Raw genomic sequence first — 16,881 nt, forward strand, 5'->3', positions numbered from 1 at the left:
CCGGAGCAACGTGTTTGCCTTAAAGGATTCAGCAGAATAGCGAGGGGGCCTGGAAGAGGCAACGGAAAATCTTACGAACACCCCGTAGGCGCTGTCGAGCGTAGCGAGGCTGCGATCTTTTGATCTTGATCTTCCCAAGACTTGTGAGCGTAGGGAAAAGATCGCAGCCTCGCTACGCTCGACAGCGCCTACAGAGTCCCATCAGTGCCTGGTCATTGGCTTGAGCTGCTGGAGCCGCCCGAGCTGCTGCTGGAGCCGGTTCCGCTGCTGGAGGAATCGTCGCCCATGGTGCTGCCACCGCTGGTGGAGCCACTACCGGTGCCAGGGTTCGTGCTGCTGCCGTTGGCGTCGCCGCCATTACCGCCACTCACGGAACCGGGAGGCAGCGCGTTGCCATTAGCGTCGGAGGTGCGGCCGGCATCCATTTGGGTCGAAGGTGGCATGCCGCCTTTATCCACGGGTGGACTGCCGCCCGAGGTCTGGGCGACAGCTACCAGCGAACTGACGGAAAGAATGCCCGCAAGGGTCAACGCCGTCATGTTTGACTTCATCATGGTGAGTCTCCTTTTCGAAGTACCTACCTGATGTGGCAACTTGGGCGTGCAGATGGTGCCAGGAAATCGACAGGCGGCCCGGGCCGTCAGCTCGGTTTGCCGGAAGCATCATCACCGGCGATATCCGGGTCATCCGGGCTCACCTCGACATCATCGTCCTCGCCGGGCGCCGGCTCTGCGCCGCTCTCATCATCCGGCGGCCGTTGATCGCGGCCCAGGGAATTGGTTGGCGAGGGTAGCGGGTATTCCGGGGTTTCGTCCTCGGTCTCGATCAAGGGAACCAGGGCGTCATCCATCAGCGAGCCAGGGTCTTCATTACCCGGATCATTGACGTAAGGCTGACCCGACGGGCCTTTCTCTTCCTTGCCTTCAGTTTCCGGCGTCATGGCACACCTCGCATTGCAAATGGATGTATCAATTCGAGGCAAAGGGACAGTAAACGTTCCAGGCAAATGCTCTGGAAAGAAAAACCGGCACGGGGTTCATGCCGGTCGTTGACGCAATGAGGGCTCAATACAGAACTTTGTGGTGAGGGGATTTATCCCCTCGCCACAGCTATGTACGGACTGGTTTTCTCAGTCAGACATCGATTCAGCGATGCTTTCTTTTATGCTTGTGCTTCTTACCGGAATGCCCGTCGTTGTCGTTGGACAGGTTGCTGCCCAACGCACCACCCGCCGCGCCGCCAATGCCCGCGCCGATGGTCGAACCGGAGGAGCCACCCAGGCGGTTACCGACAATCGAACCACCGGCCGAACCCAGGCCGCCGCCAATGGCTGCTTCCGTACGGCTGCCCTTGCGAGCTCCTACCGCACTGCCAGCCGCGCCGCCGACACCGGCACCAATCGCAGCGCCTGTGCTGCCGCCCATCTGCTGGCCGACCACATTACCCAATACACCGCCAAGGCCACCGCCGATTGCAGCGGTACCATCGCCAGCCGCCATCGCACCTTGGGCAACCACCAGCCCAAGCACCAGGGTGGACAAAGTCAAACGCATGATAAAAACCTCAAGAATGCCGCATCGGGGAAGATGGCCGGTGCGCGCGGGCGCGAGTTTACGCCAAACGGCATCAACCATGCTGCTTGGACAACGAACGTCGGGGGAGTTTTATGACAGGCAAAAAAAAGCCCGCTGGGGAAACGGGCAGGTACTGCTTTCTAACGGATGAGCTCAGCCTACGTTCCCGAGTGTGAAAGAAACGTGAAAGAAATCGCGCGCAGGAGAAAGAGTAGAAAAATTTACATCGACGACAGGAATAGTCTGAAGCGAGGGAGCCCGTCACCGCCAGGCTGCATGGCAATCCTCTTGTGAGTGCCTGCATTCAACCGCGGGCAAGCTCCCTCGCCACAGGCTCATTCCAGTTTGAATGAACGGCATATGTCGCCAGTGGCGGGGTTGTACTTGGGCTATTTTCTGGCAGGTACCCGGGGCAGGAACTTGGCTTTTTCCCCGCGTTGCACTTTTGCAACCTTCGTCCGGATGGACTTGATCGGCTCGTCGCCAAAGTCCGACCGATACGCCGATTGACCACACTGCAGCCCTTCATTGATCGGATATGCAGCTGCGCTTTCCTCGCTGTACGGTGCTCCCATCGCCATTCCCCTTTTCATCGAGATCGATACCGGCATCAACCGATTACCTGGACAATATCGACCTTCACGGCTTTGAGACTAGCCGGTCATCAACAGACCGCACGACCGCGCGAGCATCGACCGACGAATGGAACCCACTGTTTCAAAAGGGAAACACTCAATCCACGGCGCGCATCGTCCGGCTGAGGATCCGCGAAACCTGGTCAGCCGAGTAAGGTTTGGACAAGAACTCAAAGCCTTCACGACCGCTATGGGCCAGCTCCTCGCTGTAGCCGGACGTCAGGACCACCGGCAAGTCCTTGCGGCGCTGGCGCAGCTCCCGGGCCAATGCGATGCCACCGATGCCTGGCATGACCACATCGGAAAATATCGCATCGAATGCAGCAGCGTCCGGACCGGCCAACTCCAGCGCTTCTTCAGCGTTGGTAGCCCAGGAGGTTTCGTACCCCAGGTCCTGCAGGATCTGGTTGGCGAAGCGCCCTACCTCCAGGTTGTCTTCCACGATCAACACCCGGCGCCTGCCCTTTTCCAGTATCAGGTGTGTGGTTTCTTCCCGGGTGGGTTCGTGCAGCTTTTCGGCTTCGACTTCCGGGAGGTACAGGGTAAACACGGTGCCCTCCCCGACAACGGTCGAAACATCGACATTGCCGCCGGATTGCTTGGCAAAGCCGAACACCTGGGACAACCCCAGCCCCGTGCCCTTGCCTACCTCCTTGGTGGTGAAGAAGGGTTCGAAAATGTGCTCCAGATCTTCCGAGGCAATACCGGTACCGGTATCCGCCAGGGTCACCGCGACAAAGGGCTGGCCAGACCCGGCATGACCCCGAATCGGCGGCATGCCTTCGCCGCATTTGAGGCGAAGCCACAATGTACCCTGGCCACTCATGGCATCCCGGGCATTCAAGGCCATGTTGATCAGGGCCGTTTCAAACTGGCTCAGATCCGCACGGATGTAACAGGGTCGGTCGCACAACTCGACCTTGACCTTCATTCGCGCCCCCGTGATGGTTTCCAGCATGTCCCCCAGGTTCCGCACCTGCTTGCCGACATCAATGACTTCCGGTTTCAACGGCTGGCGTCGGGCAAAGGCCAGTAGTTGGCTGGTCAGTTTGGCGGCACGATCCACCGTTTCGGACACCGCGGTCATGTAGCGCTGGCGGCGCTCATTGGACAGATCGGGCATGCGCAGGAAGTCGACGGAAGAACGGATGATCGTCAGCAGGTTATTGAAATCATGGGCCACGCCGCCGGTGAGCTGGCCGATGGCCTCGAGTTTTTGCGACTGACGCAGCGCAGCTTCCGTCTGTTTCAGGCGCCTGCTGCGCTCCTCGACCCGTTGCTCAAGCGTTGCATTCAACTCGGCCAGGGCCGCGAGGCCTTCACGCACGGCGGCGTCCGCACGGGCGCGTTCGATATGGGCCCAGGATCGCTCGGTGACTTCCTTGAGCAGCGCCAGATCGTAGGAAGACCAGCGCCGGGGTGTTTTGTCATGGATCGCCATCAGCGCCGTCAACCGTCCGCCCTTGATCAGCGGAACGCAAATGGTCGCCGCGATCCCAAGGGACTCGAACGTCGCCGCCTCCTGTGGTGCCAGCTCCACCAGGTTGTCGTTGACCACCAATGCCTTGCCGGCCCTAAGCTTGGTAATCGCCAGTCGACCGAAATCGGCCAACCGGTAATGCCCGACAATACTGGGCGAGCCCGCCCTGGCCCAGTCGCCGCGAATCGTGAAGCCGTCTTCGTCCTCGTCCACGTCGGCATACGCGCAATTGGACAGGTTCAGGTGCGCCGCCAGGATTCGCGTGGTGGCCGCCATGATGTCCTGCGGATCGGTGACGTTCGCCACGGCGGTACCGATGGCATCCAGCACAGCCAGGCGCTGGTTCATGAACACCGTCGAGGTGGTCTCGGTGACGGTATCCAGCATGCCCACGACCTTGCCGAACTGGTCACGGATGGGGCTGTAGCAGAAGGTGAAATAAGCTTGCTCGGGACCGTCGCCACGCTCGATGACGAGGGGGAAATTCTCGATATAGGTCGCCTGCCCGTCGAAGGCCCCCTGCACGATCGGGCCGATGTCGCTCCAGGCTTCCCGCCAGACCTCATCGAACCGCCGCCCCAGTGCATCGGGCTTATTACCGAGGATGGGCACGAAAGCGTCGTTGTACAGCATGATCAGATCCGCCCCCCACACAATGGCCTGGGGAAAATGCGAGGCGAGACTGAGGGCCACGGTGGTCTTCAATACATCGGGCCACTGCGTCGGCGACCCAAGGGGCGTGCTCGCCCAATCATGGCACCGCACCCGCTCGGCCATTTCCCCATAGCTTTGCAGCCAGTCTGTCATTGCATTAGATCCTTCTGCCGCCCATTCAATCGAGGTACGAAGCGCTCCGGCTTCAGACTGGTGCGTATTATCCCGCTGAGTGTGGGAATGTGCGACGGATTCTGAAGGACGGAGCGTATTAAATCGTAGGGGGGCGGCAGAGATGGCTGATTGGCCTACGGTGACCTCCTACATATCTTGGGAAAATCGGATTGGCGCACCGTGAGCAGCCGACACACCGCCTTCGCGAGCAGGCTCGCTCCCACAGGAGCTGCGCGATGTTTCGTGAAAAGTAGAAACGCTAGAAACTAAAGCCCCCGACTCAACCTGAATCAGGGGCTTCTCATTTATAACCAGCCGAAACCTTTAGCCATCATCCCGGCCAGTCCCAGTGAGGCCACGATCAAGGCCGCGAACAGAACCCTGAAGTCCAGCCTGGTTTCAGTGCGATGTTCCCGCAGGCCCACGCCCATGCCATTCAGTTCATGCCGGATATATTCGACATGGGTCTCAAGCTTCACTACACGCGATTCCATTCCCAACCTCCCAAGGATGCGACCTCATTTCAAGGCCTTAAACGTTGAGATTGCACGATAACTCTTCTCGGCTTTGGACGTTTCTGTATGGAAGGTAGGAGGTTTCTTGTTTTCTTGTATCCGCTAGCGCTGCCACGACAGGCGCTATGAATACGGCGTCTGCGTTTTGATTCCTCGCAAGCGTTTCCCCGGCAACTTGCCGGCAATGTCGACAAAGGGCGTGACAATCAGGCTGTACACCGACAGGTATCGCCGGTGATCCTGTTCCCCTGTGCCAAAGCGCAGAGGCTCGGGCCGGGCGCTGGTGACATAGAGCGTGCCGAACATCCAGTCCCAGAGCGACAGGTTCGTGCCGAAGTTACGGTTGAAGTGACGTGGCGCATCGCTGTGATGAATCTGGTGCTGGGCGGGGCTGTTCAGCGCGTGTTCGAGCACCGGGCCGAATGACAGCCAGACGTGGGTATGGCGCAGATTAGCCGCCAGGCTATTGAAGATGAACACCACGTAGGTCACACCGAACAGCCTGTAGTGGCTGATCTCACCGCCGCTCAGGTACCAGAAAGTACCGACGTAGAGGCCAAGGCAGGCGGTAATGCTCAGGGTTCCGACAATCCTCTCCACAAAATGAATCCGGCTCGCTGTCGCCGGTACCAGCACCGGCGCTGAATGATGGACCTTGTGAAAAGCCCACAGCCAGCGCGAGTGAAACGCCCGGTGCACCCAGTAGTGGGCGAAGTCTTTCACCAGGAACACCCCCAGCCCATAGAGCAAAGCCAGTGATAACCCGTCCCCCAGGCGCGGCCGCGCGCCCCAGAGGTTGTTGAAGAATGCCAGGTAGTCTCCGGATCGCAGGATGTACGGATCGACCAGATGAACGATGGGCAATACCAGTGCGAGCTTGAGGATCTTGCGCAGTAGGTAGTAGCGGCAATCCAGCCACGCAGAGCGATGAAAATACACCCGACTGCCACCGATGAACTGCCAGAACGAAGGAGCGTCGGTCAGCCCGTGCTGTTTCCTGAAGCGGAACAGGCCATAAGCCACGCCATAGGAGGCGCAGAGGAACAAAACCCCGAGACGGCCATTGAAGCTGAAAATGCTGTAGAACTGTTCGGTAATGGGTGTGATGACCCACTCGATCAGCCGTTTGTAGATCAGGGAAAACACATCCACGAAAGACCGGCCTCTGCTGAAGAGAGGCCATTGTAGATCAGTCGATTGGGGGATGGCGTTCCAGAACCGACAAGGCTGTTCGGGCCTCGAAGCATCGATACGCTGACTGACAGGGGCTGGTCTTTGTCTGCGGCTATGCCATCGCCCTGATTGCAATCAATACCGCGACGGCAAGGGCCTATCAAATTGCACCGGCCGCGCTGATCGGCACGTTTGACTACGCCTACCTGGTCTTTGCCTGCTTCTGGGGGTATTGGCTGTTTGACGAAGTGCCGGACGGGCTGACCTGGGGTGGAATGTCGCTGATCCTGGGTGCGGGGTTATTGGTGTTGCGCCGATAACTGTCGAACTGTTTCCTTGAAAGACGGTTGAACCGCCAAGCGCTGCAACGGGCTTGCGCAGCCGTCCTCCCATGCCGCCGCTACGCTGCCTTTCACTTCGATCGAACGCCTCCCACCTCGACGGGTCTTCTCCTTATCACGTCTCTTTATCACGTCTTCGGAATCAGACCATGTCCGCACAAAAGGGCCTTGTTGTACTCGCTCGGGGTGGTTACGCCGCCCGAGGCATTATCTACTTGATCATCGGCATTTTCGCTTTGCTGGCGGCTCAGGATTCGAGCAAACCCAAGGACAGCCACAAAAGCCTGGTGGCATTGCTGAGTCAGCCATTCGGGCACGTATTGGTCGGGCTGGTGGTAGCGGGCCTGCTCGCCTTCGCCGGCTGGCGCATCCTGCAAGCGACGCAAGACGTGGACCATCATGGCAAAGACTTGAAAGGCCTGGTGATACGCGCAGGTCTGTTGGCGGGAGGGGCAGTCAACGGTGCGCTGGCCTTTTTCGCGTTGGGCCTGCTTATCAGCGGCCTTAGAAGCTCCAGCGGTTCAGGCGGTGGACAAACCCGGGACTTGCTGGCCCATCTGCTGTCCTGGGAGCACTCCAATCTGTTGATCTATCTGGTTGCACTGGTCCCGCTGGGCACAGGCCTCGCTCATATCATCAAGGGCTGGAGGGCTTCGTTCGAGAAGTACTTCGAAGCGGACGAAGACGTCATGCGCTACGTCCGTCCGGTGTCGCGATTCGGTCTTGTCGCCCGTGGCGTGGTCTTCATCGAAATCGCCTTCCTGCTGCTGATCAGTGGTTCAAGCTATAAGGCCATGGATCCACCGGGAATGAGGGAGGCGCTCGATGCCCTCCAGAACCTGCCCGCCGGCAGTATTGTTCTGATGTTGATGGCCTTGGGATTGATCGCCTTCTCGGTCTACAGCTTTGCCGAAGCGTTCTGGCGCCGGATAAACATGGAGGTGCCGGGCGTTGCCACTTTGCAGTAGACCTGTACAGTCAAGGCCAGATGAACTTCACAGCCCACAACGTCAGCAGCAACGGCTATAACCTCCTCCTGCAAATGACCCTGGAGGATCGAGGCGTTTGTATGCGCTTGAAGAGGTTGGCCGATCGATTTCAGTCATGAGGGTGGGAGAGTGGCATCACACCTCTGAAACTGTCCCATCGCTATCGCGAGCAGGCTCGCTCCCACATTGGATTTGAGGTGGACGCAACCTTTGCGGACGCCACCAGACCTGTGGGAGCCGGGCTTGCCCGCGATGGCGGCGGTCACGCGGATCACGCAATCCCGGGCGTAAGCCAGGTCCACCGCATCGGCGCCCACACCGTTGACCGCTACCACTTCGAGGTTGGGTAACTGGGCCATGAGCTCATGGTTGATGCCGGTATGCTTCAGCGCAGAATCAACACCGCCGCCACCGCTATCACCAGCACCACGCCGAACACCATGCGTGCGATCCACGGCGCGGTCAGCCAGACCCCAGTCACCCCGGCAATCTGCCCGACGTTCTTCTCCGTCAGGCGAAAGCTGGGCTCGCGAAAGGGGTTGCCGCATTGAGGGCAAGCGTATGCCTTGTCGGAAATACGGGAAGAACATTCAGGACAATCGATCAGGCTCATTGCGCTACCTCGGGTGGGTTGGATTTCGGCTACTCAACAGACCATTCAGCAATTCCTTTGTTCTGAATCGAGCTTAGCCAATTGAAGTGATGCTTATGGGCAGGCTGCACACGCAACAGTCCGGGTCGGGTTTCACCCCGCGGCCTATTGCTGAACATATTTGGACAATGTTGCCTTGAGCGCGTCAGAGACGAGCGAAACCAGGATGGGCTGGGCATTGGCTTGCATGTAGCGACCAATTCCGGCTTGTCGCTCTCTCACTTCTGGCGCGTATTGTGAAGCGCGACCTTGCGAAACGAGCGATGACAACTCCTCCTCGGAGAAGGATTTCTCATAGGCTCTGGCAAGACTCTCATTCCACTTGGGCTGGTATTGCGGCAGCAGCGCATTGATCTCGTCGGATAACGCACTGTTCGCGCTGGCGTTTCCAAGCTTATCGGCGATCGTCGCGTAGGTCGTCGTGCCCTTCGCCGTCAACAATGCAAGTGAGGAGAGTTTCCTGCCCAAACCGGTCTGGGCAACGAGCGCACGTGCCTCGTCAAGCGAAGCTGCGTCAGCTTGAACGGTAGTTGAGCAAGTGATGAGCAGCGTCAATGCGACTGCTGCCGACGAAATCCTTTTCATTTTTTCCATTTCCAAACAGGGAGCAATAGGCTTCAGGGTAGTTTCATCCTCGAAACGATGCCAGAGGCCCGGTTCTGTTCAGGGCATGAAGCATGCTTGGCCCCGAATCATCAATTTCCAGACACCAAAAACACAAACCCCCGACTTTCTCTAGGAAAGTCAGGGGTTTGTGTTTGCAGAATGTGGCGGTGAAGGAGAGATTCGAACTCTCGATACAGTTTCCTGTATACACACTTTCCAGGCGTGCTCCTTAAGCCACTCGGACACTTCACCGTGTCTCGGCAAACTGTTCAGTCTGTCGAGGCGCGCTAATGTAGTCGAAAGCCTTTCCGATGGCAAAGGTTTTTTTCAGAATTTTCATGCGGTTAAGGTGTTCCGGGATTTCAAACGCAACGGAACAGGGCAAACCGGCCAATCTCCGGTCGACATGTATGCCGCCTGACGGATGCAGACACGGCCGCCCGGGCGGGACAGACTGTTTATACGGCCCGGGGCTGACCGGTGAGTCAGTCACGGCGCTTTACCTGATCCGCGACGGTGGGTAACGTTTGCGGCACTTCTCCTACAAGGAATGCGTCATGAGCGACCTGATTGCCTACCATCTCGAAGACGGTATCGCGACCCTGACCTTGAACAACGGCAAGGTCAATGCCATCTCACCGGACGTCATTGCAGCGTTCAACGCTGCACTGGATCAGGCGACAGAGGATCGGGCAGTCGTGATCATCACCGGGCAACCGGGGATCTTGTCAGGTGGTTATGATTTGAAGGTGATGACGGCCGGCCCCAAGGAGGCGGTAGGCCTGGTCACCGCCGGCTCGACCCTGGCCCGTCGCCTGTTGTCACACCCCTTCCCCGTCGTTGTTGCTTGCCCTGGCCACGCCGTGGCGAAAGGCGCATTCCTGTTGCTCTCGGCAGACTACCGCATCGGCGTGGACGGGCCGTTCAGCATTGGCCTGAACGAAGTGCAGATCGGCATGACAATGCACCACGCCGGCATCGAGCTGGCCCGTGATCGCTTGCGCAAATCCGCGTTTCATCGCTCGGTCATCAATGGCGAGATGTTCAACCCGCAGAGCGCCGTGGATGCTGGCTTCCTCGATAAAGTGGTGTCGGCGCAGGAGTTGCAGAATGCGGCGCTGGAAGCGGCGCGCCAACTGCAGAAAATCAACATGAAAGCGCACAAGAACACCAAGCTGAAAGTGCGCAAGGCACTGCTGGAGTCCCTGGACACTGCAATCCTGCTGGACCAGGAATACCAGGGCTGATCCCTGTTTATCCTTGTGGGAGCGAGCCTGCTCGCGATAGCGGTACATCAGCAACATTATCTATTGAATGTACCTCTGCCATCGCGAGCAGGCTCGCTCCCACAGAAGCTGAGGCTGCTCTAGCCTGCGGCTCTCCCTCCGTTGAAAACATGCCCTCGAACACCGCCCATCTCCCCCCTCCCTAGGGGCAATTGCCGAAAGCAGTGCACACTCGTACACTGCGCCACCTTTTTGTCCCGGTGGGCCTGTGGATGTTGTTCGTATTGCGTATGTCGCTGATGGGTCTGCATTTTCTTATCGCGGGCGTGTTGGGTGTGATTCTGGGTCTGTGCCGCCCCTTCAACCCGGACAACAGCCGTTTATGCGCAAGGTTGTATGCCTGGCCCGCCATGCGGATTCTGGGCCTACGGGTCAGGGCTGATGTCGAGATGTTGGTGGATAAACCCCAGAGTTGCGTGATCATCGCCAACCACCAATCCAACTATGACCTGTTCGTGTTCGGCAATGTGGTGCCCCACCGCACGGTGTGCATCGGCAAAAAGAGCCTGAAGTGGGTGCCGCTGTTCGGGCAGTTGTTCTGGCTGGCGGGTAACGTGTTGATCGACCGGGGCAACGCGATCAAGGCGCGCCGCGCCATGCAGACCACGACCCACACGCTGCAGCATGAACAGACTTCCATCTGGGTGTTCCCGGAGGGCACCCGCAATCTTGGCGGGGATTTGCTGCCGTTCAAGAAAGGCGCCTTTCAGATGGCCATCGCCGCCGGGGTGCCGATTGTTCCGGTATGCGTCAGCCGCTACATCAAGCACATGCACCTCAACCGCTGGCATAGCGGTGACATTCTCATACGCTCACTGCCGGCGATTCCTACGCAAGGGCTGACCCTGGACGACATGCCCCGCCTCATCGACCAGTGCCGAGAGCAGATGCAGGCGTGCATCGTGGCGATGGACAGCCAATTGCAGGCCGGCTGAGCACAGCCTCTTCCCACGACGCGTCTTCTATTGGAGAACTCAGCGGATTTTGCTGACTCTCATGCAACAGGGCGCGCTAAGCTGCACGGTGCCTGCCACTGCCATTTGCCAATAAGAAGTGAACCACCATCATGGGTAGAGTCGTTGCTGCTGCGGTTTACAGCGCCGGTAAGAAAGTCACCAATATCACCCTCGACGAAGGCAGCGCCTGGGCCGCAAAACCAGGGCATTTTGTGTGGATCGGCCTCGAAGAACCCAGTGTCCAGGAACTGACCAATCTGCAGCGTCAATTCAACCTGCACGAACTGGCAATTGAAGATGCCATGGAGAAGCACAGCCGCCCCAAGCTCGAGACCTTCGGCGATGCGCTGTTCATCGTCACGTACTCGCCGATACGCAAGGACGGCAAGCTGCAATTCATCGAAACCCATATCTTCGCCGGCAAGGGCTACATCATCACCGCCCGTAATGGACACTCGGCCTCCTACGCCTATGTCCGACAACGCTGTGAGGCTCGCCCACTCCTGCTGGAGCATGGGGAAGATTTCGTACTCTATGCCATCCTCGATTTCGTGATTGAAAACTATCAGCCGATGGGCGAAGCCATTCATAACGAGATCGATGAGCTGGAGCACCATGTGCTGTGCAGCGCCTTGAACGAGCGGGACATCCAGAAGCTGCACAGCTTGCGTCGCGACGTGTTGCGCCTGCGCCGCTACGCAGCACCGATGGTGGAGATCAGCGAGGAGTTGCAGAAGCTGAACTTTCCTTTTATCGACAAGAACATGCGTCCGTACTTTCGCGATGTACAGATCCACGTCACGCGGCAGATGGAAGACCTGACGACCCTGGCGGACATTGCCAGCCAGACCATCGAAGTCGGCGTGCTGCTCGAAGCGTCACGCCAGAGTGTGGTGCAACGCAAGTTCGCGGCATGGGCGGCGATCCTGGCGTTTCCGACGGCGGTGGCCGGGATCTACGGGATGAACTTCCAGGACATGCCGGAGCTGAGTTGGCACTACGGCTATTTCACGGTGCTGGGAGTGATTACCGTGGGATGCACCGCGTTATGGGCCAGCTTCAAGCGGTCGGGGTGGTTGTAGGCAGACCTTATCCCCATTTGACCCATGTACACATAACCTTGTGGGAGCGAGCCTGCTCGCGATAGCGGTTTATCAGTCGCCACTGTTGTCGACTGACCCTCCGCTATCGCGAGCAGGCTCGCTCCCACATGAAAATCTTCAGCCTTGAGCCGTTTCTGCCTGGGGCTTGTGAGCGACGAAACGCATCATCCACTCTGCCACGGTCGTGCCGTGATGTTCCTGTTCCAGGCTCGCCACACCCTGGCTGTAGACCTGCTCGCCAAGGTGTTGCTGGCGCAGCTCCAGCAGCGCCCGGGAGTAATCGTGGATGAACTCGGGGTGGCCTTGGAAGCACAGCACCTGATCATTGATGTGGTAGGCGGCGTACGGGCAGAAATCGCTGGAGGCGATGACCGTAGCGTTTTCGGGCAGCTGGGTGACCTGGTCCTGATGGCTGATCAGCAAGGTCAGTTCTTCCATCACCGGGCTCATCCACGGGGCCTTGGCGGCGAGTTTGTAGCGATGCGTGCCGACGCCCCAGCCCTGGGTCGCGCGTTCGGTCTTGCCGCCCAGCAGCAGCGCCAACAATTGGTGGCCGAAGCAAATACCCAACAGTTTGTCGCCACGCTGGTAGCGGTCCAGCAGATATTTCTTGAGGGTTTGAATCCAGGGATCGGTACCAAAGGAATCGGCCTTGCTACCGGTCACCAGGTAGGCGTCGAACACCTCATCATCGCTCGGATATTGGCCATCCACGACGTTGTACACGGCGAAATCGGCCGCGACAGGCTGTTGTGAAAAAAGACGCTGGAACATCTGCCCGTAACCCTGATATTGATCGACCAGCTCGGGGCGCAGGATATCGGTTTCGAGGATGCAGATGCGTAGGGACATAAAAAATACCTGACACGGTGATGGGAATATTGCACACCCCAGAGCCTGCCTTGAAACACCCCTCAAGGCAAGCCCCCCGCCATCAGAACAACGCCTGTCTGGCGGCTTTTTCCAGCAACAGGGCTGGCGGTGAGAAACGTTCGCCATATTGCTCGGCCAGGTACTGGGCCCGGGCGACAAAGTCCCGCAGGCCGTACTGGTTTATGAATTGCAACGCACCGCCGGTCCAGGTCGCGAAACCGATCCCGAAGATCGAACCAACGTTGGCGTCGGCCGTCGACATGAGCACGCCCTCCTCCACACAACGCACGGTTTCCAGGGCCTGGATAAACAGCAAGCGATCACGGATGTCCTGGGGCGGAATCTGCCTGTCGGCATCCTCGAAACGACGTTTGAGCGCCGGCCACAGATGTTTCTGTCCACCGACCGGGTACTCATAGAAACCGGCCCCGGCGGCTTTGCCCGGCCGCTGGTACTCCTCGAGCAATACGTCAATCACGGCGAAGGCCGGATGCTCAGTCGGCGCTTTCCCTTCTGCTTGAAGGCCCTTGGCGGTTTCGGCCCGGATATGGCTGATCAAGCTGAGAGAAACTTCGTCGGAAACCGCCAGAGGCCCGACCGGCATCCCGGCCTTGCGGGCCTCGGTCTCGATCATCGGCGCACTCACCCCTTCACCAAGCATGGCGATGCCCTCATGGACAAAGGTGCCGAATACCCGCGACGTGAAGAAACCGCGACCGTCATTGACCACAATCGGCGTCTTGTTGATCTGCACGACGAAATCGAAACCACGAGCGAGGGTTGCCTCGCTGGTGTGGACCCCCTTGACGATCTCCACCAGTGGCATTTTTTCCACCGGGCTGAAGAAATGCAGGCCGATGAATTTCGTCGGGTCGGCAATCGCATCGGCCAGGCCGGTGATGGGCAACGTCGAGGTGTTGGAGGCGATCACCGCATCCGGCCCCGCTGCCGCATGGGCGGCCGCCGACACTTTGGCTTTCAGGGCGCGATCCTCGAACACCGCTTCGATGACCAGATCGCAACCGGACAGGTCCGCATCGTTGTCAGTGGCGTGGATCCGCGCCAACGTGGTTTCGCGCTGCTGCACGCTGATCTGCTGGCGGGCGACCTGTTTGTCCAGCAGCGCGGCCAAACGGGCCTTGCCCTTTTCAGCCGCGGCCAGGTCGATATCCTTGAGGACGACCTCGATACCGGCCAGGGCGCTGACGCAGGCAATCCCAGCCCCCATCATGCCAGCGCCGAGCACACCGACTTTTTTTGTCAGATAAGGCGCAAAACCTTGTGGGCGCGAGCCTCCGGCCTTGATCTCGTTGAGCTGGAACCAGAGCGTACCGATCAGGTTCTTGGCGATCTGGCCCGTGGTCAGCTCAGTGAAATAGCGGGTCTCGATCAGGTGCGCCGCGTCATAACCCACTTGGGCACCTTCCACCGCGGCACAGAGGATTTTCTCTGGCGCCGGCAAGCAACCCTGGGTCCTGCTGCCCAGGATCGAAGGGGCAATCGCCAGCGTCTGCATGACATTCGGATCGGACGGCGTGCCCCCGGGAATCCGATAGCCCTTTACGTCCCAAGGCTGGACCGCATCCGGATTGGCGAGGATCCAGGCCCGCGCCTTGGCCAGCAGCTCATCACGATCGACCGCCAGTTCATCGATCAACCCGGCCTGTAGCGCTTGTCGAGGGCGGACCCGCTTGCCTTCGAGCAGATACGGCAAGGCTTTCTCCAGGCCAAGCAGGCGCACCATCCGCACCACCCCGCCGCCGCCCGGCAACAGGCCCAGGGTGACTTCCGGTAGCCCGATCTGCACCGACGGATGATCCAGGGCCACGCGATGATGGCAAGCCAGGCAGATCTCCCAGCCGCCGCCCAGCGCCGCACCGTTGATGGCGGCCACCACCGGTCTGCCCAGCGTCTCGAGGGCGCGCAACTGCGCCTTGAGCCCCAGGGTCATCTCGTAGAACGCCTTGGCCTCGGACTTGCCGACCGCGACCAACTCGTTGAGATCGCCGCCGGCGAAGAAGGTCTTCTTGGCCGAGGTGACAATCACGCCGGCAATCGAATCTCTTTCGGCAACCAGACGGGCCACACAGCCGGCCATGGCTTCACGGTACACAGCGTTCATGGTGTTGGCGCTCTGGCCAGGCAGGTCCATTGTCAGGACGACGATCCGGTCCTGGCCGGTTTCGTAACGAATGGCAGAGGTCATTGAAATTGTTCCTTGAAGTCGGCTCAGAGGCGTTCGATAACAGTGGCAATGCCCATGCCGCCGCCCACACACAAAGTCGCCAGCCCGTAGCGCAGGCGACGCACCTCCAGTTCATCGAGCAGGGTGCCGAGAATGGCGCACCCCGTTGCCCCCAAGGGGTGCCCCATGGCGATGGAGCCACCGTTGACGTTGACTTTGGCAGGGTCGATGGCCATGTCCTTGATGAACTTGAGCACCACCGAGGCGAAGGCTTCGTTGACCTCGAACAGGTCGATGTCCTCCACCCGCAAACCGGCCTTGGCCAAGGCTTTGCGGGTGGCCGGCGCCGGACCGGTGAGCATGATGGTCGGATCGGTGCTGGTGACGGCCGTGGCGATGATCCGCGCCCGAGGCTGCAGGCCCAGGGCGCGCCCCTTGGCTTCAGAGCCAATCAGCATCAGCGCCGCGCCATCGACGATCCCCGAGCTATTACCAGGGGTATGCACATGGTCGATCCGCTCGACATGGCTGTAGACCCGCAAAGCCGTGGCGTCGAAGCCCATCTGGCCCATCGCTTGGAAACTCGGCTTGAGCCTGCCCAGACCTTCGAGTGTGGTGTCGACACGGATGAATTCATCATGGTCCAGCAGCACGATGCCGTTCTGATCCTGAACCGCTACCAGAGACTTGTTGAAAGAGCCGTCGGCCCGGGCCCGCGCGGCTTTTTCCTGGGAATTCAGCGCGTAGGCATCGACGTCTTCGCGACTGAAGCCCTCCAGCGTGGCGATCAGGTCGGCACCGATGCCCTGGGGGACGAAGTGACCGTGCAGGTTGGCTTGCGGGTCCAGCGCCCAGGCGCCGCCGTCGCTGCCCATCGGCACCCGGGACATCGACTCGACACCACCGGCCACCACCAGGTCCTCAAACCCGGAGCGCACTTTCATCGCGGCCAGGTTCACCGCTTCGAGGCCCGAGGCACAGAACCGATTGAGCTGGACACCCGGAACGCTGACATCCCAGTTGGCCATCAGGGCGGCGGTCTTGGCAATGTCGGCCCCCTGCTCGCCTACCGGTGTCACGCAACCGAGCACAATGTCGTCGACATGGCGGGTGTCCAGGTCCATGCGCTGTTGCAAGGCTTGAAGCAATCCTCCCATCAGGTTCACCGGCTTGACGCTGTGCAGGGCGCCGTCGACCTTGCCCTTGCCACGGGGGGTGCGCAGGGCATCGAAAATCAAAGCTTGGGTCATGACATCCTCGAACCACGACGGAAAACGCAATGCCTCCAACCATAAGCCCAGCGGCCCCGGATTCAATGACCCGAGCGCTCAACCGCATTGACGACCACGGTCAGACGAACGGTAGCCTGCTATCGGGTTAACCGATTCAGGAACGCAAGCTGTCTAGCTTAGGGACCCGCAAGAAGGTGGCAATAAGCCTCATAGCGTTTTCATAGCGACATAATTAAAACTGATACGAATTGGATCTAAGCCAACGCGGCTGCGGCCCCTAATGTAATCCTTGTACAAGAGAGTCGTCGGGTTTTGCCGAGGCGCTTGTCAGACAGGAAGTGCAACGCCAGCCGTTACGGAGTTATGCAGGCTGGCTCAGGAAATAACAAAAAAGGCGGGTCAGCCATGTTCAAACATTCGAAAGTTCGTCAAGCCGGACTCATTCTCTTCGCC

Annotated in this window: 16 protein-coding genes, 1 tRNA gene and 1 pseudogene; 4 read left to right on the forward strand and 14 right to left on the reverse strand. The window is 59.3% G+C overall.

What is annotated here, in order from left to right; translation table 11 throughout:
• Positions 1-212: 212 nt before the first annotated feature.
• The 7 genes from LOY35_RS19615 to LOY35_RS19645 form a co-directional block, all read right to left on the reverse strand.
• Positions 213-554 (reverse strand): hypothetical protein, encoded by a 342-nt coding sequence (locus LOY35_RS19615; RefSeq protein ID WP_258625825.1) that lies wholly within the window; start codon positions 552-554, stop codon positions 213-215.
• Positions 555-640: 86 nt separating this feature from the next.
• On the reverse strand, positions 641-850 hold the full coding sequence (locus LOY35_RS19620; RefSeq protein WP_258633686.1) for a hypothetical protein: 210 nt from the start codon (positions 848-850) through the stop codon (positions 641-643).
• 295 nt (positions 851-1,145) lie between these two features.
• Positions 1,146-1,553, reverse strand: coding sequence for a glycine zipper domain-containing protein (locus LOY35_RS19625; protein WP_258625827.1), 408 nt, complete (start codon positions 1,551-1,553; stop codon positions 1,146-1,148).
• 410 nt (positions 1,554-1,963) lie between these two features.
• Complete coding sequence (locus LOY35_RS19630; protein WP_258625832.1) at positions 1,964-2,185, reverse strand: hypothetical protein; 222 nt, start codon at positions 2,183-2,185, stop codon at positions 1,964-1,966.
• A gap of 121 nt (positions 2,186-2,306) precedes the next feature.
• Positions 2,307-4,496 carry an ATP-binding protein gene (locus tag LOY35_RS19635; RefSeq protein WP_258625839.1) on the reverse strand — a complete coding sequence of 730 codons (2,190 nt, stop codon included), beginning with the start codon at positions 4,494-4,496 and terminating at the stop codon, positions 2,307-2,309.
• 326 nt (positions 4,497-4,822) lie between these two features.
• A complete protein-coding gene (locus LOY35_RS19640) occupies positions 4,823-5,011 on the reverse strand; it encodes a hypothetical protein (protein ID WP_258625841.1) in 189 nt (62 codons plus the stop codon).
• 144 nt (positions 5,012-5,155) lie between these two features.
• The gene (locus LOY35_RS19645) at positions 5,156-6,184 is read right to left on the reverse strand and encodes a sterol desaturase family protein (protein ID WP_258625843.1); all 1,029 of its coding nucleotides are present in this window, start codon (positions 6,182-6,184) and stop codon (positions 5,156-5,158) included.
• A 511-nt stretch (positions 6,185-6,695) separates the two neighbouring features.
• On the opposite strand from LOY35_RS19645, the gene LOY35_RS19650 reads away from it, so the two are divergent.
• Positions 6,696-7,514 carry a DUF1206 domain-containing protein gene (locus LOY35_RS19650; RefSeq protein WP_258625848.1) on the forward strand — a complete coding sequence of 273 codons (819 nt, stop codon included), beginning with the start codon at positions 6,696-6,698 and terminating at the stop codon, positions 7,512-7,514.
• 272 nt (positions 7,515-7,786) lie between these two features.
• On the opposite strand, the pseudogene LOY35_RS19655 reads toward LOY35_RS19650, so the two are convergent.
• The 4 genes and pseudogenes from LOY35_RS19655 to LOY35_RS19670 all read right to left on the reverse strand — a co-directional run.
• A pseudogene (locus LOY35_RS19655) lies at positions 7,787-7,918 on the reverse strand (2-hydroxyacid dehydrogenase); the annotation flags it as partial.
• A gap of 2 nt (positions 7,919-7,920) precedes the next feature.
• Complete coding sequence (locus tag LOY35_RS19660) at positions 7,921-8,148, reverse strand: hypothetical protein (RefSeq protein WP_047699184.1); 228 nt, start codon at positions 8,146-8,148, stop codon at positions 7,921-7,923.
• A gap of 144 nt (positions 8,149-8,292) precedes the next feature.
• Positions 8,293-8,772 carry a hypothetical protein gene (locus LOY35_RS19665; protein WP_258625850.1) on the reverse strand — a complete coding sequence of 160 codons (480 nt, stop codon included), beginning with the start codon at positions 8,770-8,772 and terminating at the stop codon, positions 8,293-8,295.
• A gap of 183 nt (positions 8,773-8,955) precedes the next feature.
• Positions 8,956-9,045: transfer RNA gene (locus LOY35_RS19670), tRNA-Ser, on the reverse strand.
• 305 nt (positions 9,046-9,350) lie between these two features.
• Here LOY35_RS19670 and LOY35_RS19675 point away from each other — a divergent pair.
• From LOY35_RS19675 to LOY35_RS19685, 3 genes are all read left to right on the forward strand, one after another.
• Positions 9,351-10,040 carry a crotonase/enoyl-CoA hydratase family protein gene (locus tag LOY35_RS19675; protein ID WP_258625853.1) on the forward strand — a complete coding sequence of 230 codons (690 nt, stop codon included), beginning with the start codon at positions 9,351-9,353 and terminating at the stop codon, positions 10,038-10,040.
• Between the two features lie 251 nt (positions 10,041-10,291).
• Positions 10,292-11,014, forward strand: a complete 723-nt coding sequence (locus tag LOY35_RS19680) for a 1-acyl-sn-glycerol-3-phosphate acyltransferase (RefSeq protein WP_258625855.1) — start codon at positions 10,292-10,294, stop codon at positions 11,012-11,014.
• Between the two features lie 131 nt (positions 11,015-11,145).
• On the forward strand, positions 11,146-12,117 hold the full coding sequence (locus LOY35_RS19685) for a magnesium and cobalt transport protein CorA (RefSeq protein WP_047699176.1): 972 nt from the start codon (positions 11,146-11,148) through the stop codon (positions 12,115-12,117).
• A 138-nt stretch (positions 12,118-12,255) separates the two neighbouring features.
• Here LOY35_RS19685 and LOY35_RS19690 read toward each other — a convergent pair whose 3' ends face one another.
• The 3 genes from LOY35_RS19690 to LOY35_RS19700 form a co-directional block, all read right to left on the reverse strand.
• Positions 12,256-12,990: an amidotransferase gene (locus LOY35_RS19690; protein ID WP_258625857.1), complete on the reverse strand. Its 735-nt coding sequence runs from the start codon at positions 12,988-12,990 to the stop codon at positions 12,256-12,258.
• A gap of 82 nt (positions 12,991-13,072) precedes the next feature.
• Positions 13,073-15,217 (reverse strand): 3-hydroxyacyl-CoA dehydrogenase NAD-binding domain-containing protein, encoded by a 2,145-nt coding sequence (locus tag LOY35_RS19695; protein WP_258625859.1) that lies wholly within the window; start codon positions 15,215-15,217, stop codon positions 13,073-13,075.
• 23 nt (positions 15,218-15,240) lie between these two features.
• Entirely contained in the window at positions 15,241-16,446 is a 1,206-nt protein-coding gene (locus LOY35_RS19700; RefSeq protein WP_258625861.1) for an acetyl-CoA C-acetyltransferase, read from the reverse strand.
• Between the last annotated feature and the right edge of the window lie 435 nt (positions 16,447-16,881).

Origin of the sequence: Pseudomonas sp. B21-028, assembly GCF_024749045.1 — a bacterium.
Taxonomy (GTDB): domain Bacteria; phylum Pseudomonadota; class Gammaproteobacteria; order Pseudomonadales; family Pseudomonadaceae; genus Aquipseudomonas.

What these genes read in the sequence shown, in the direction of transcription:
- LOY35_RS19615 (WP_258625825.1), bottom strand. Translation starts at nt 554, where the DNA reads ATGATGAAGTCAAACATGACGGCGTTGACCCTTGCGGGCATTCTTTCC.
- LOY35_RS19620 (WP_258633686.1), bottom strand. Translation starts at nt 850, where the DNA reads ATGGATGACGCCCTGGTTCCCTTGATCGAGACCGAGGACGAAACCCCG.
- LOY35_RS19625 (WP_258625827.1), bottom strand. Translation starts at nt 1,553, where the DNA reads ATGCGTTTGACTTTGTCCACCCTGGTGCTTGGGCTGGTGGTTGCCCAA.
- LOY35_RS19630 (WP_258625832.1), bottom strand. Translation starts at nt 2,185, where the DNA reads ATGCCGGTATCGATCTCGATGAAAAGGGGAATGGCGATGGGAGCACCG.
- LOY35_RS19635 (WP_258625839.1), bottom strand. Translation starts at nt 4,496, where the DNA reads ATGACAGACTGGCTGCAAAGCTATGGGGAAATGGCCGAGCGGGTGCGG.
- LOY35_RS19640 (WP_258625841.1), bottom strand. Translation starts at nt 5,011, where the DNA reads ATGGAATCGCGTGTAGTGAAGCTTGAGACCCATGTCGAATATATCCGG.
- LOY35_RS19650 (WP_258625848.1), top strand. Translation starts at nt 6,696, where the DNA reads ATGTCCGCACAAAAGGGCCTTGTTGTACTCGCTCGGGGTGGTTACGCC.
- LOY35_RS19660 (WP_047699184.1), bottom strand. Translation starts at nt 8,148, where the DNA reads ATGAGCCTGATCGATTGTCCTGAATGTTCTTCCCGTATTTCCGACAAG.
- LOY35_RS19665 (WP_258625850.1), bottom strand. Translation starts at nt 8,772, where the DNA reads ATGAAAAGGATTTCGTCGGCAGCAGTCGCATTGACGCTGCTCATCACT.
- LOY35_RS19675 (WP_258625853.1), top strand. Translation starts at nt 9,351, where the DNA reads ATGAGCGACCTGATTGCCTACCATCTCGAAGACGGTATCGCGACCCTG.
- LOY35_RS19680 (WP_258625855.1), top strand. Translation starts at nt 10,292, where the DNA reads ATGTTGTTCGTATTGCGTATGTCGCTGATGGGTCTGCATTTTCTTATC.
- LOY35_RS19685 (WP_047699176.1), top strand. Translation starts at nt 11,146, where the DNA reads ATGGGTAGAGTCGTTGCTGCTGCGGTTTACAGCGCCGGTAAGAAAGTC.
- LOY35_RS19690 (WP_258625857.1), bottom strand. Translation starts at nt 12,990, where the DNA reads ATGTCCCTACGCATCTGCATCCTCGAAACCGATATCCTGCGCCCCGAG.
- LOY35_RS19695 (WP_258625859.1), bottom strand. Translation starts at nt 15,217, where the DNA reads ATGACCTCTGCCATTCGTTACGAAACCGGCCAGGACCGGATCGTCGTC.
- LOY35_RS19700 (WP_258625861.1), bottom strand. Translation starts at nt 16,446, where the DNA reads ATGACCCAAGCTTTGATTTTCGATGCCCTGCGCACCCCCCGTGGCAAG.